The organism is Massilia sp. Dwa41.01b, from assembly GCF_014171775.1.
Classification (GTDB): domain Bacteria; phylum Pseudomonadota; class Gammaproteobacteria; order Burkholderiales; family Burkholderiaceae_D; genus Telluria.
Genome location: NZ_CP050454.1, coordinates 1,194,360 through 1,208,929, shown reverse-complemented (window position 1 = coordinate 1,208,929; position 14,570 = coordinate 1,194,360). Strand labels below are relative to the sequence as shown.

The following is a 14,570-nucleotide window of genomic DNA, read 5'->3' as shown; positions in this document are numbered from 1 at the left end:
ACAAGCCCCGTATTGCCCTCTCACGTAAACGAAAAAACGGCCGGTGTCGCCACCGGCCGTTTTCAGGCTTGCACCTCTGCTGGCGAGCTTAGAACTCGTAGCGTGCGGTGACCTGGAGGGCCCACTGCGATTCGCCTTTGACCTGGCGCACAGTGTAGTCTTCGACGCGGTCACGGACCTGGTAGACGTACTTGCCGTCTTGCATACCAGCGTAGTCAACGAAGTTACGCGAAGCACCACCATTGCTGGCGAAGCTGATCTCGTTGATACGGCCCCACTTCTTGTTCAGCATGTTGCCGACGTTCTGGAAGTCGATCGCAATCGCGCCCTTGTGGCCCTTGAACAGGCCAGGCACTTCCTGAGTGATACGCATGTCGATGCTGTTGGTCCATGGAGCGAACGTGTTGTTGCGATCGACGACCTTGCCGGCCGAGTTACGCAGCGCGTGGTTCGAGTTCACGATGTCCCAGAACTTCTGCTCGTTGGCGTGGTTGGTCGTCGTGTCGCCACGGAAGACGACTTCACCCGAACCGAAGGCCGACGGGATGTACATCAGGTCGTTGCCGTTGACGCCGTCACCGTTCATGTCGTTGTTGAAGGTCCAGCTGTACGGCTTGCCGCTACGGCCTTCATAGAACGCGCCGACGATCGTCTTGTAGGTGCCGAAGAATGCCTTCTCCCAGCTGACCGAGGCGTTGATACGGTCCTTCACCAGGTAAGCCGAGTTCGCTGCGACGTCTTCGTTCGGATCGAAGATGGCGCGGGCGCCGAAGTTCGAGCCCGAAGTCGACGAGCTCAGGTTGCTGACCTCGGTGGCATCGGTGTAGGTGTAGGCAGCGCTCCAGCGCAGGCCGCGCGAACGGCTGTTGGTCAGCTGCAGGGTGGCCAGGTTGCCGCCGCCCTTCTTCGTTTTCGCCACTTCCAGCACGTTGTTGAACGATGCGTTCGACAGCGCGCGTGCGCGGTAGCCGTTGCAGGCGCCACTGGTGTTGAAGGTGATGCTGGTGGTGCCGGTAGCGCAGGCGGCGTTGTAGCCAGGCGCGGTCCAGAACAGCGGACGACCGTCAGGGCCGACGCGGGTAGGATCACCCAGGTTCAGCTGGCGGAAGTAGATGCCCTTGTTGGTGTCCGTGCGCATGTATTCCAGGCTCACGACCATGCCGTACCATGGCAGCTCGTGCTCGAACGCCAGGTTGGCCTTCCACACCGACGGCTGGCTGATGCCGTTCTGCAGGACGTCGACGTTGGCTGCCGGGGTCACGCCGGCCAGGGCACGCTGGGTGTCCGGATTGGCGCTGAAGATCGGGTCGCCGGTGCCTGGGCAGGCGGCGAAGTTACCGGTGCCGCAACCGACGACGCGGGTGGCGATGCCGGCGTTGGCGAACGGGTTGCCCAGCCAGACGTTCAGGGCTGCGCCGCCGAACAGGCCGAAGCCGCCGCGCAGCTGGGTAGCACGCTTGGTGTCGAAACGGTAGTTGAAGCCAACGCGCGGCTGGATCAGGTCGTCGCCGTCGATGGTGGCGGTGTTGTCGACGCCGAAACCGCCGCTGTCGCGGGTGATGAGGCCGGTGGTCGCGTTGACAGAACCGACCACGCGTGCGGCCGCCACGACGTCATTACGCAGCGGACGGTCGTTGGTCGACGCCCTGTCGTAGCGCACGCCGTAGGTCAGCTTCAGTTGCGGGTTGACGCTCCAGGTGTCCTGCAGGAACAGACCGGTGTTGGCCAGGGTCCAGTTCGCGGCGCCCTGTTCCAGCGTGTAGCCGGTAGCAGGCAGCTGCGCCTGGTACGAGCTCGGACGGCCCTGACGGAAGGCTTCCAGCACGCAGGCATCGACCTGTGCGGAGGTCAGGCCGGCGGTGTTGTTGCAGCGGAAGGTATAGGTACCGTTCACGTTCTGCAGGAAGGCGTTGAAGATCTCGTTCTTCGTGTAGTCGGCACCGCCCTTGACTTCGTGGTCGCCATGCAGCCAGGTCGCGCCGGCATAGGCGTCCCAGGTGGTGGTGTCGAGTTCGTTGAACTGGCGGCTCGCTTCGGTACCGAAGTTCAGGAAGCGGTTGGCACCGGAGACGGACGTAGGCGTGCCGGCCGGCAGTGCGCCACCGACTTGCAATGCCATCGACGGCAGGCGCGAGTTGGTGTCGTGGCTCTTGCCCGAATCGCGGCGCGAGAGTTTCACTTCGGTCGAGAAGCTCTGGGTCCAGTCGCTGAACACCTGCGCGACGCTCGACTCGGTGGTCTTCTTCTCGGCGTACAGGTAGGAGGTCAGCGCGATGCCGCTCGACGAATTGCCTGGGAACTGGGGCTCGTTCTGCTTGGTTTTCTGCCAGCGGAAGTTGGCGCGGTGGTTGTCGCTGATGTTCCAGTCGACCTTCAGCAGGCGGTCTTCCACGGTCAGCTCGGCGCCGCCGGGAATGTCCGACGAACCGACGTCCATGCCGTAGGTGTTCTTGGCGATGTCCTGCAGGCCCGAGATGAGGGTCGGGGTGATGCCGATGTTGGTCAGGTTGCTGCCCAGCGGGCCGTAGGTCGGCGACGCCTTCGAGCTGGTCGAATCTTCAGCGCTGACGAACACGAACAGCTTGTCCTGGATCAGCGGGCCGCCCAGGGTCAGGCCGTTGGTCTTTTCCTTGAACGCAGGGGCCTGGTAGTACTCGCCCGAGGTCTCGTTGAAGCGGTCGCCGACCAGGCGGTCGTCACGGTACACGTGGTACACGCTGCCGTGCCAGTCGTTGGTGCCCGACTTGGTGACGGCGTTGATGTTCGCGCCGGTGTAACCCTTCTGGGTCACGTCGTAGTTCGAGATGTTGACCTGCACCGACTGGATCGCATCGATCGAGATCGGCTGCTTGTTGGTCGGCAGGCCGTTCGCTTCCAGGCCGAAGGTGTCGCTGATCGACACGCCGTCGACGGTGATCGAGTTGAAGCGCGAGTTCTGGCCGCCGGCCGAGATCTCGCCGCGTTCCTTGTCGGTCTGCGACAGGCGCGGGTCGTTACGTGCGTAGTCCGACAGGCTGCGGGCGATCGACGCCTGCGCCACCAGTTCGGCGCGGCCGATGCTGGTGCCCGAACCCATGTTGGAGCTGTTGAATTTGTTCGAGACGGTCTGGCCGGTGACTTTCACCACCTGGACATTGCCCAGGGTACCGTCGACGCTGGCGGTTTCGGCCAGGTTGGTGAAGACGTTGTTATACGTCTCAGCAACACCGTCCTTGGTCATCGTGATCGTGTACGGACCGCCGACACGCAGGCCGCGGGCAACGTAACGGCCTTCAGCGTCGGTCGTGACCGTGCTGACAGAACCCGACTCGGCGTGGCGAATGGTAACCTGTGCACCTGCTACCGGCTTGCCGTCCGCGCCTGCAACGCGACCGCCGATGGCGGAGGTGGTGTTCTGTGCGAAAGCCGGCGACGCCGACAGTGCAATCGACAAAGCCAGCGCCAGCTTGGTCAGCCGGATCTGTTTTTGAGTGATCATTGTTAAAACCCCAAAATAGACTGAATAGTTATTGGTCGCCCCGAAGGGTTCCCCTCTTTACAAGTACTGCAACCCTGGTTGCTGGTTCGCCCAGTCACTGCGAACACGCGGCGTACAGCTGGCCTTCGGTGGGACCGGGCAATTGTAAACAGGAAATATTTCGATCCGGTTACAACGCGCCCTTGAAAAAACTTCAAGCATATTTACTAACAACAACAAATATGCATGAGTGTCCCGACCGAGACAAATACGTTTTTGCTTGGCCATTTATAGGTCCAGGCTCTTAATCACCCAAAAAACGTGCTTTCGACCCGCCGCGCTGGGGTTTCCCCGAGCAATTCAACAAGGCGCGATTATAAGGTGTGCATTCTTTGCTGAAATATTTTGAGAATTTTTTTCGGCAATCCCCCCTGCATGAGGGGGGTTTTGTGGCGACTTGACCACAAACGTTAGCATCGAACCAACATTTGTCTGCCTGTTTATCGTGCAAGGCCGGGTGCACTTGCAAAAACGGCAGCGTTGCGCTGCCGTTAAGGAATAGCGGGAATCCTCCTCGCGGAGGCGGATCCCGTCTGTTGTTTTATGTCCCCGGTGTCGCTTATTTGTGACGGTTTTGCGTCGTCTTTGGCGCCTCCATGCGCACCGCGTTCTTTGCCAGGCCGGCAATTTCCGCTTCGAAGCTGGCAAAGCGCGCATCGAGCTGGCGCGTCAGGCGGGCCTTCTCGGGCGCCGGCAGGAAGGCGTAGCGCACGCTGTTGTAGGAAGCCTTCTTCAGTTCCGCGTAGTCGGGCTTGTAGCGGCTGGCAAAGAGCACGTATTCCTGCGACAGCGTGTGGCGCGTCACGCCGGCGTCGTCCGTTGAAATCACGTAAGGCACGCCGTACTTGCGGTAGAGCGTGATCGGGTGATTCGCGCCTTCGATGCCGCTGATGAAAGCGTTCGAAGTCAGGTTGATCTCGACCGGCACATCGTCCTGGCGCATCTTGCGCATGATTCCCACCGCATTGGCCTCGTGCGCCAGGTCGATGCCGTGGCCGATGCGGTCCGCCTTCGCCACCACGAGCGCCTGGTCGATATGGAATTTCAGGCCCTCCGGCGGCACATCGCCCAGCGCCAGCTCGCCGGCGTGCATGGCCACCTTCACGTCCGGATACACGGACTTCAGGAAACGGAACATCTTCATGTGCAGCGCGTAGTCGCGCATCGACACCATCGTGCTCTCCTGCCCGACGATGTTCACGCCCACCACCTTGCCGCCGCTGGACGCGGACTTGAAGGCCGACACCATCGACGAGAACACCTGCGACGGGCCCAGGAGGCGCAGCACATAGGTCTGGTAGCGCATGGTGAAGCGCTCGTCGTCGATGCCTTCGGCGGCTTCGTTGATCTTCGCAACGAAGTCGGCGATGTTCTTCGCGAAGACCGGGTCGCGCTCGAGCGCCTCATGGGCGCGGCGCAGCTCCGCATCGAGCGCGGCGTCGTCGTTCGCCAACTGCCAGGCGCGCGTATCGAACTCCGGATTGCTGACTGTCGGCGACATCTTGAACATGGTCTCGATGTAGCTGACGTTCTCCGCGATCGCGCGCTTCTTCAGCTCCTGCAGCCCTTCCTTGAAGTTCGCATTCGACACCGGGCCGAAGTAGCCGAAGGTCTGGAAGAAGGCGCGGTCCGGCGGCGGGTTCAGGGCGCCATGGTTGGCGAAGTCCTTGGTCGACCAGCGCTGGGCCAGTTCGCGCCAGGTGTGGTCGTCCGCATAGACCTCGGCGCTCGACAGGCAGTTGCGCTCCCTGGCCGGCTTGGCACGTTCAAGCGCGATGGCCGCCTTGTCGGTTTCGATGCGGTAGGTCCCCTTGTTCACGCACAGGCCCTGTTTATCCAGGAAGTCGAGGTACTGCTCGACGTAGATCGAACCCGAGTAATGGTGGTGCAGGTCGCCGCCCTTGGGCATCTGCGTGAAGAACAGGGTCAGCTCGGACAGCTTCGGTTCGCTGCCGGCGATGAGCGAGGCGTAGTGGCGGGCGGTGGCCGCTTCGTTGGCCTGGCGCGTGGCGGTGGACGGTTCCTTGGCCAGCGCGGGGGCGGCGGACATCGCCAGGGCGATCAGCAGGCTGGTGCCGGGTTTGATCTGCATGAGGGACTCTCGTGTTGGGTTGAATTGGCCGCGCAACTTTAACGGCTTCGTTCAATGTTGGCAATGCGGGGAGGCTGGCGCATGTGGGGCTGTTGCCTGTGGCTCTAGTGGTGCGCACTATCCGCGTGGGCACGGGGTGCCCACCCTACGGGAGGCGCCGCAAGTCGAAAAGGGTCACAGAGGCCGCAGGCCGAACCTGCGGCGCAATCCGTAGGGTGGGCGGGGCCGCCGAGGCACTCCGTGCCCACGCGGATCAAAGGGACCGATAACGGATCAGGCAACAGCCCCACGACCGTCGACACCCCGCTCGTGCACCTTCGCACCCGCCGCATAGGTCGCGCGGATCGCCCGGTCGTCGCCCAGCAGCGCCAGCGCGAACAGTTGCTCTTCCAGCGTATTGCAATGGCTGCTGCGGCGCGCCAGCAGCGGCGTCGCTTTCGGGTCGAGCACGATGAAGTCGGCTTCGGCACCCACGGTAAAGCTGCCGATCGTCCCTTCCAGGTCCATCGCGCGCGCCGCGCCCAGCGTGGCGAGATAGAACATGCGCAGGGCCGGCAGGTAGCTGCCCTTCAGGCGCGCGACCTTGTAGGCTTCGTTCATCGTCTGCAGCATCGAGAACGAGGTGCCGGCACCGACGTCGGTGCCGAGCGTGACCTGCACACCCGCGCCGTCGGCCTTCTCGAAATCGAACAGGCCGCTGCCGAGGAACAAATTCGAGGTCGGGCACACCGAGGCGCTTGACCCCGTCGCTGCCATGCGCGCGAAATCCTCGTCGTCGAGCCAGATGCAGTGGCCGAACAACGCGCGCGGGCGCATCAGGCCATAGTCGTCGTAGACGCCCAGGTAGCTGCGCGAATGCGGATACAGCTCGCGCACCCAGCTGCACTCGTCCTTGTTTTCCGAGACGTGGGTCTGGATGAAGGTGTCCGGATACGCCTTGACCAGTTCCGCAATCGCGCCCAGCTGGGCATCGCTGGACGTCGGCGCGAAGCGCGGCGTGATCGCGTACAGCGAGCGCGCGTGCTTGTGCCACTTGCGGATCAGGTCTTCGCTCTCGCCGATGCCCCCTTCCGGGTCACGCAGGAAGTCCGGGCAGTTGCGGTCCATCAGCACCTTGCCGGCCACCATGCGCAGGTTGCGCGCTTCGCTCGCCTCGAAAAAGGCGTCGACCGACTCGCGGTGCACGGTGCAGTAGACCACCGCCGTGGTGGTGCCGCAGCGGGTGAGTTCGTCGAGGAAGAACTCGGCCGTCTGGCGCGCATGCGCCGGGTCGCCGAACTGGCGCTCGGTCGGGAAAGTGTAGGTCTCGAGCCAGGGCAACAGGCCCGGGGCTGGCGAGGCGATCATGTCCGTCTGCGGATAATGCAGGTGGGTGTCGATGAAGCCGGGCGTGATGATCTGGCCGCGGTAGTCGAGCGGCGTCACATCAGCCGGCAGCGTGGCCGCCAGCGCCGCGTAATCGCCGGCCGCCTTGACACGGCCGTCTTCGATGACGAGCAGGCCATCCTCGTGCCAGGAATACGCATCCTCGGCAAAGGCGGGGTCGGCGCGAAAATGCAGCAAGCTCGCTCGGTAGGCTTGCACGGTAGTGAATGCGGTGGACATCAGGTGGATTCCGAAGAAACTTGGGAGTGGCTGGTGGCCTCGTTGGCCTCCCAGACGGTGAGCAGCTGCGCCGCGCATGAAGCGGCGATCACGGCCGGGGCCTTGCCGGTAATGCCGGGCAGGCCGATGGGGCAGACCATGGCATCGATGCGCCTGTCGTCGACGCCGCGTTCGCGCAGGCGGTGTTCGAACTGGCGGCGTTTCGTGTTCGAGCCGATCAGGCCGAACCAGTCGGCACGGGTCGAGTCTGCGATCGTGCCGGGGCGCGACAGTATCGCGATTGTAAGGCGCAGGTCAAGTGCGTGGCTATGGGTCATGACGAGGAAGCTGGTGCCGCCTGGTGCGGCTTCCACCAGCGCCTCGGGCGTATCGGTGGCCTCGACGGTGACGTTGGGCGGCACAACGGCCGGGAACAGCTCCTCGCGCTCGTCGACCCAGGTGACGCGGCAGGGCAAGTCGGCCAGCGCGCACCAGCGCGGCACCGACGTGGCCGGCGCCGAAGAGCATCAGGTGGGCGCGCGGGGCCGATACGAGGTCGGCCAGCCAGCGGTGGCCGGTTTCGTCGTCGAACACATGCGTGCCGCGGGTGCGGTCGAAGGCGGGGACGGCGGCGCCGGCGATGTGTTTGCCGTTTGCGTCGAACAGGGCCCACGTCGGGGATGCCGCGGCCTGTGACGCTCCCGCAGGGTTGGCGGCTCGGCCGCCTACGCGTTCAACAGACGCCAGTGCATTCGCGACATGGTGCCCGGATGGCGTTGGCACCAGTCCGGCCTCGCGCAATGGCGCAACAAGGCGGGCACCGGTTGGACGCGTCGGCGGCGAAGCCGCCAACCCTACGCGCCAGGTATCCTCGTTGCGGCGCATATTGAGCAACACCATCTGCTCGCGGTCAACGACCTCGAACACCAGATGCGCCACCCCGCCACAACACTGTCCCAGGCTCGGTCCCAACGCGAAGCGCTCCAGCGTCGGCGCGGCTGCACCCTCGGCCAGCATCCCGCGCGCGATTTCGATCGCACGCAGCTCCAGGTGCCCGCCGCCGATCGTCCCCGCGAAACCGTCACGGGTAACGAGCATCTTCGCCCCGGCTCGCGCGGCACGGAGCCTTCGGCGATGGCGACCGTGACCAGCACGGCCGGCGCGTTCAGCGCGGCAGTGAGCCAGTCGTCCATCACGCGCGGTCGGAAACGGCGGCTTCGACGGCAGCGATGGCGTCCAGGATTTCCTCGCTCGTCGCCGGCGCGTTCAGGGGTGGGCTGATTCTGTGCCCGCCCACGCTCGACACCGCATCGCGGATGGCGAAGAACACCGAGAACGGCAGCAGCAGCGGCGGCTCGCCCACGGCTTTCGAGCGGTGGATGCTGTCCTCGACGTTGCGGTTCTCGAACAGGCGCACGCGGAAGTCCTGCGGGCAGTCCGACACGCCCGGGATTTTATACGTCGACGGTGCATGCGTCATGAGTTTACCGCCCGGGTTCCACCAGAGTTCCTCGGTGGTAAGCCAGCCCATTCCCTGGATGAAGGCGCCTTCGACCTGGCCGATGTCGATGGCCGGGTTGAGCGAGTTGCCCGCATCGTAGAGCGCATCGGCGCGTAGCAGCTTCCATTCGCCGGTCAGGGTGTCGACCACCACTTCGGCCACGGCCGCGCCGTAGGCGAAGTAGGAGAACGGCCGGCCGTTCATGGTCTTGGCGTCCCAGGACAGGTTCGGCGTGGCATAGAAGCCGTCCGACCACAGCTGCACGCGCGCCAGGTAGGCCTTTTGCACCAGTTGGGGGAACGGCACTTCCATGCCGTTGACGAACACCGTGTCGGCTGCGAAGCGCACCTCGCCCGGCTCGCCGCCATAGGTGGTGGCGGCAAAAGCGGCGAGGCGCTCCTTGATCTGGCGCGCCGCGTCCTGCGCCGCCTTGCCGTTCAAATCGGCACCGGTCGAGGCGGCGGTGGCCGAGGTATTCGCGACCTTGCTGGTATTCGTGGCGGTGGCGCGGACATGGTCCATGTCCACGCCCAGTTCGTGGGCGACGACCTGCATCACCTTCGTATTGATGCCCTGTCCCATCTCGGTGCCGCCATGGTTGACCATGATGGAACCGTCGACATACACGTGCACCAGCGCGCCCGCCTGGTTCAGGTGGGTGACGTTGAAGGCGATGCCGAATTTCACGGGCGTCAATGCCAGGCCTTTTTTCAGCACCGGGCTGGCGGCGTTGTAGGCATTGATCGCCTCGCGGCGCGCGCGGTATTCGCTGGACGTCTCGAGCTCGGCCACCAGTTCGTGGATGACATTATCGACCACGGCCTGGCCGTAAGGCGTGATGTTGCGATCGGTTTTGCCGTAGAAGTTGCGCTTGCGGATGTCGAGGGCGTCGACCTGCAGGTCGCGCGCGATGTCGTCGATCACGTATTCCATTGCGATCGCGCCCTGCGGGCCGCCGAAGCCGCGGAAGGCCGTGTTCGACTGGGTATTGGTCTTGCCGCAGGCGGCGCGGATCTCGACGTCCGACAGATAATAAGCGTTGTCGTAGTGGCAGACGGCGCGCGTGGCGACCGGGCCCGACAAGTCGGCCGAATAGCCGGCGCGCGAGACCATGTCCACCTTCGCCGCCAGGATGCGGCCGCTGTCGTCGTAGCCGACTTCGTATTCGTAATAGAAGCAGTGGCGCTTGCCGGTGACGAGCATGTCGTCGTCGCGGTCGGCACGCAGTTTGACGGGGCGCTTGAGTTTATGCGCCGAGATCGCGGCGGCCGCCGCCCACAGGGCCGACTGCGATTCCTTGCCGCCGAAGCCGCCACCCATGCGCCGGCATTCGACCACGACATGGTGCGAATGCAGGCCGAGCGCGTGCGCGACCACGTGCTGCATCTCGCTCGGGTGCTGGGTCGAGCACTGCACCAGCATGCCCTTGTCTTCGCCGGGAATCGCGTAGGCGATCTGCCCTTCCAGGTAGAACTGCTCCTGGCCGCCGACGAAGAGCTTGCCGCTCACTTTACGCGGGGCTTGTGCGAAGGCGGCTTCGGCGTCGCCGCGCGCCAGGCGCATCGGCGGCACCACATAGGATTTGGCGGCGTGGGCTTCCTGGGGCGTGAGGATGGCCGGCAGCTCCTCAAAGTCGATCTGCGCCAGGCGCGCCGCGCGGCGGGCGTTGTCGTGGGTGTCGGCGACAACGATGAAGACCGGCTGGCCGACGTATTCGACCTTGCCATCGGCCAGGATCGGGTCGTCATGAATGATCGGGCCGCAATCGTTGGTGCCCGGGATGTCCTTCACCGTCAACACGGCGACCACGCCGCGCGCGGCCCGCACCTTGTCGAGGTTGATCGCGAGGATGTTGGCGTGGGCCTTGCTGGACAGGCCGAGCGCCGCGTGCAGCGTGCCCGCGGTCTCGAGAATGTCGTCGGTGTAGGTGGCCTGGCCGAGGACGTGCAAGACCGCGGATTCGTGCGGCCGCGAGCGGCCGACCGCGCTCCACGCCGCCGCTTTCAATGCTGGTGCGCCTGCGTCGTTCATGGTGATCTCCTTACGCGGCGGTTGCCGAAACTGCGAATGCGTTGACTGCGCCCGGCGGCAGCGGATTGTCGAGACGGGTTTCAAACCAGAAGCGCTTGAGCAGGTTCTGGGCCGTCTTCATGCGGTAATTGCTGGACGCACGCATGTCCGACAGCGGCGCATAATCCTGCGCCAGCGCGGCCATGGCTTCCTCCATTGCGGCTTCGTCCCAGGCACGTCCACGCACCACGGCTTCGGCAGCGGCGGCGCGCTTGGGCGTGGCCGCCATGCCGCCGTAGGCGATGCGTGCGTCCTTGACGATATCGCCGTCGAAGGCAAGTGCAAAGGCCGCGCACACGGCCGAGATGTCCTGGTCGAAGCGTTTCGCCAGCTTGTAGGTGCGGAACCGGACATTCGCACGCGGCAGCGGCACGCGCAGGCCAGCCACGAATTCATCCGCCCGCAGGTCCTTCTGCTGGTAGCCGAGGTAAAATCTTCCAGCGCCAGCGCGCGCTCGCCGCCAGGCCCGCGCAGCACCAGGCGCGCACCAGTGGCGATCAGCCAGGGCATCGAGTCGCCGATGGGCGAGCCGTTGGCGACATTGCCCCCCAGGGTGCCGGCATTGCGGATCGGCAGCGAGGCGAAGCGCTGCCAGAGTTCCTTCAGTTCGTCCGGATAGTGGCGGCCGAGTGCCGCGTAGGCATCCTGCAGCGTGACGCCGGCGCCGATTTCCAGCATGGCATCAAGCTCGCGCACGGATTTCAGTTCGCTCACATGGCCGAGGTAGATGATGTCGTTCAGCTCGCGCATCTGCTTGGTGACCCACAGGCCGACATCGGTCGAGCCGGCAAGGAGCAATGCCTGCGGATGGGCGGCGCGCAGCGCCACCAGTTCGTCCAGCGTGCGCGGCGAGTAAAAGCTGCGGCCCTCAAAGACATACGTCGCGCCGGCGTCGCGCTGCAGGGCGCGCAGCTGCCCGGCCACAAGCCCACGGTCGAATTGCGCGCGCGGCAGTTCGACCATCCGGCCTGCCGCCTCGATGATCGGCCGGTAGCCGGTACAGCGGCACAGGTTGCCCGACAGCGCATCGTCGATCTGGCAACGGCTCGGTGCCTGCCCTTCCGCCTTCAGGTACATGCCCCACAGCGACATCGCAAAGCCCGGCGTGCAGAAGCCGCACTGCGAGCCGTGGCATTCGACCAGGGCCTGCTGGACCGGATGCAGGCGCCCGTCCGGCAACTGCAGGTCTTCGACGGTGAACAGCGCCTTGCCGTCGAGCGTGGGCGTGAACTGGATGCAGGAATTGACCGCTTTCAGTTCGAGTTCGCCGTTCTCGAGCGAACCGACCACCACCGTGCAGGCGCCGCAATCGCCTTCGGCGCAGCCTTCCTTCGTACCGGTGCAGCGCAGGTCCTCCCGCAGGTGCTGCAGGATGGTTTGCGTGGGTGCCACGTCGGTCACTTCGTGGACGGCGTTGCGGAAATAAAAACGAATCGGTTCAGCCATGCTTGTCTCGGATTGGTCCAGCATGAAGAGTACCCGATCGGAGCCCGCTCCTACTATGGCATTAATCAGATATCGCTTATCAGAACATTCATATATCAGCCACGGTAGGGATGGGTGGCCTGCCAGTGGCGCGCGATGTCGATGCGGCGCGTGACCCAGACGGCGTCGTGCTGCAACACATAGTCGAGGAAGCGGGCCAGCGAAGCGGCGCGCGCCGGACGGCCGGCGAGGCGGCAATGCAGGCCGATGGACAGCATTTTAGGCCGATCCAGGCCATTCGGATCGCCTTCCGCGTACAGGACGTCGAAAGCGTCCTTCAGGTAGTCGAAAAATTGCGTGCCCGAGTTGAAGCCTTGCATCGCTGCGAAGCGCATGTCATTGGTGTCGAGCGTGTAGGGCACCACCAGGTGGGGCCGCTCCGCCCGCACGCCGTCGGCGTTTTGGTATGCCACGTTCTGCCAGAACGGCAGGTCGTCGCCGTAATGGTCGGCATCGTAGGCGAAGCCGCCGTGCTCGACCACGAGGCGGCGTGTGTTCGGCGAATCGCGACCGGTGTACCAGCCGAGCGGCGCCTCGCCGGTCAGCTCGCGCATGATCGCCACCGCCTCGGCCATGTGGGCGCGTTCAAGCGCTTCGTCGACGTTCTGGTACGAGATCCAGCGCAGGCCGTGGCAGGCGATCTCGTGGCCGAGCTCGCGAAAGGCGGCCACCGCATCGGGATTGCGCTGCAAGGCCATGGCGACGCCGAAGACGGTCAGCGGCAACTCCCGCTCCTCGAACAGGCGCAGCAGGCGCCACAGGCCGGCGCGCGAGCCGTATTCGTAGAGCGACTCCATGCTCATGTGGCGCATCGGAAAAGCCTGGGCCCCTATGATTTCGGATAAAAATGTCTCCGAAGCCGGATCGCCGTGCAGGACAGAATTTTCCGCGCCCTCTTCGTAGTTCAGCACGAACTGCAGGGCGATGCGCGCGCCCCCAGGCCAGCGCGCGTGGGGAGGATTGCGGCCGTAGCCGACCAGGTCGCGTGGGTAGTCAGGGTTCATGATTCGGCAAGCCGTGACGGCCGCGGGATGATGGGTATATGGAGGATCATATATTGTCGGATCGTCATCGGTATATGATCCCGCCAATAGCGTCGTTCACCACCAACATATAGGAGAAGCGATGGGCAAACTCAGCACCCACGTGCTCGACACCGCGCACGGGCGCCCGGCATCCGGCGTGGCGATTGCGCTGTATGCCGTCACGGAGACGGGCCGCAGCCTGCTGACCGAGGCGCGCACGAATGCCGACGGCCGCTGCGATGCGCCGCTGCTCGAGGGCGAGACCCTGCGCGCCGGCCGCTACGAACTCGTGTTCGGCGCGGGCGACTATTTCGCCGCCCAGGGCGTCGCCCTGCCCGAGCCACGCTTCGTCGACCGCGTGACGATCGCCTTCGGCGTGGCCGACCCGGCGCAGAATTACCACGTGCCGCTGGTGGTCACGCCCTGGTCGTATTCCACTTACCGGGGCAGCTAGTGTCTCACTGACAGAGGGTACGGAAGCGGTAGCAGAATGCTTGCCGCATCCGTAGGGTGGACGGGGGACCCGTCCACCCTACCGGTAGCCTTGCCGGGCAACCCCGACGCTCGGCCTTGCCGGGCAACCCCGACGCTCGGCCTTGCCGAGCAACCCCGACGCTCGGCCTTGCCGAGCAACCCCGACGCTCGGCCTTGCCGAGCGCACCCCCCGCGCGAAACTTGTTATCCTGTGCCTACACGACAGGAGCGCCAATGTCCTTGCATATCGTTCATTTCATCGGACCCATCAACGCCAGTTCCGCTTGCAGCGTGCGCAACATGTGCCTGCAAGCCCTGCAAAGCGGTGCCAGCGAAATCGAGCTGCACATGTCTTCCGAGGGCGGCAACATGACAGCCGGCTTTGCGCTCTACTTCTTCCTGAAATCGCTCCCCATTCCGCTGTCCACTTTCAATATCGGCAGCGTCGAATCCGTGGGCGTCGTCATTTTCCTTGCCGGCGAGCGCCGCTATGCCTGCCCCGGCTCGCGCTTCCTGATCCACCCGCTGCACTGGGGCTTCGGCAACCTGGTGGCGGCCGACCATTCGCGCGTGTCGGAATGGCGCGAATGCCTGGACTTCGATGCCGAGCGCTACGCCAGCATCTTCGACGAGGCCACCCGCGGCGCGCCGGAAGCGTGCGACATCCGCCCCCACCTGTTCGGCAATGCCCGTATTTATACCGCCGAACAGGCGGTGCGGGCCGGCCTCGTGCACGAGGCAACCCAGGCGCGCCTGCCGCCGATGGGCTCGACCACGCACTGGTGGAACTGATCTCTTACCAATACGAAATCGAAACTTGTA

7 protein-coding genes and 2 pseudogenes are annotated in these 14,570 nt (G+C 64.6%); 2 read left to right on the top strand and 7 right to left on the bottom strand.

The genetic code is table 11. The annotated features are described in order from the left end of the window. Positions 1 to 88: 88 nt before the first annotated feature. The 7 genes and pseudogenes from G4G28_RS05560 to puuE all read right to left on the bottom strand — a co-directional run bounded on the left by G4G28_RS05560 (position 89) and on the right by puuE (position 13,253). The gene (locus G4G28_RS05560; protein WP_182991182.1) at positions 89 to 3,478 is read right to left on the bottom strand and encodes a TonB-dependent receptor; all 3,390 of its coding nucleotides are present in this window, start codon (positions 3,476 to 3,478) and stop codon (positions 89 to 91) included. A gap of 598 nt (positions 3,479 to 4,076) precedes the next feature. Continuing rightward, a complete protein-coding gene (locus G4G28_RS05555) occupies positions 4,077 to 5,609 on the bottom strand; it encodes an adenosine deaminase (RefSeq protein ID WP_182991181.1) in 1,533 nt (510 codons plus the stop codon). A 273-nt stretch (positions 5,610 to 5,882) separates the two neighbouring features. After that, positions 5,883 to 7,214, bottom strand: a complete 1,332-nt coding sequence (gene guaD, locus G4G28_RS05550; protein ID WP_182991180.1) for a guanine deaminase — start codon at positions 7,212 to 7,214, stop codon at positions 5,883 to 5,885. After that, positions 7,214 to 8,386 (bottom strand): annotated as a pseudogene (gene xdhC, locus G4G28_RS28865) (xanthine dehydrogenase accessory protein XdhC). Before xdhC ends, guaD begins: the two are co-directional and overlap by 1 nt. Further along, on the bottom strand, positions 8,386 to 10,725 hold the full coding sequence (gene xdhB, locus G4G28_RS05530) for a xanthine dehydrogenase molybdopterin binding subunit (RefSeq protein ID WP_182991177.1): 2,340 nt from the start codon (positions 10,723 to 10,725) through the stop codon (positions 8,386 to 8,388). The pseudogene xdhC and the gene xdhB overlap by 1 nt, the downstream one beginning before the upstream one ends. 10 nt (positions 10,726 to 10,735) lie before the next feature. Then, a pseudogene (xdhA, locus tag G4G28_RS05525) lies at positions 10,736 to 12,210 on the bottom strand (xanthine dehydrogenase small subunit). A 95-nt stretch (positions 12,211 to 12,305) separates the two neighbouring features. Then, a complete protein-coding gene (puuE, locus tag G4G28_RS05520) occupies positions 12,306 to 13,253 on the bottom strand; it encodes an allantoinase PuuE (RefSeq protein WP_182991176.1) in 948 nt (315 codons plus the stop codon). A gap of 121 nt (positions 13,254 to 13,374) precedes the next feature. On the opposite strand from puuE, the gene uraH reads away from it, so the two are divergent. Together uraH and G4G28_RS05510 are read left to right on the top strand one after the other, a co-directional pair. Further along, positions 13,375 to 13,728 carry a hydroxyisourate hydrolase gene (uraH, locus tag G4G28_RS05515; RefSeq protein ID WP_183108117.1) on the top strand — a complete coding sequence of 118 codons (354 nt, stop codon included), beginning with the start codon at positions 13,375 to 13,377 and terminating at the stop codon, positions 13,726 to 13,728. A gap of 254 nt (positions 13,729 to 13,982) precedes the next feature. Next, positions 13,983 to 14,540: a ClpP family protease gene (locus G4G28_RS05510; RefSeq protein ID WP_182991174.1), complete on the top strand. Its 558-nt coding sequence runs from the start codon at positions 13,983 to 13,985 to the stop codon at positions 14,538 to 14,540. The last annotated feature ends 30 nt before the right edge of the window (positions 14,541 to 14,570 follow it).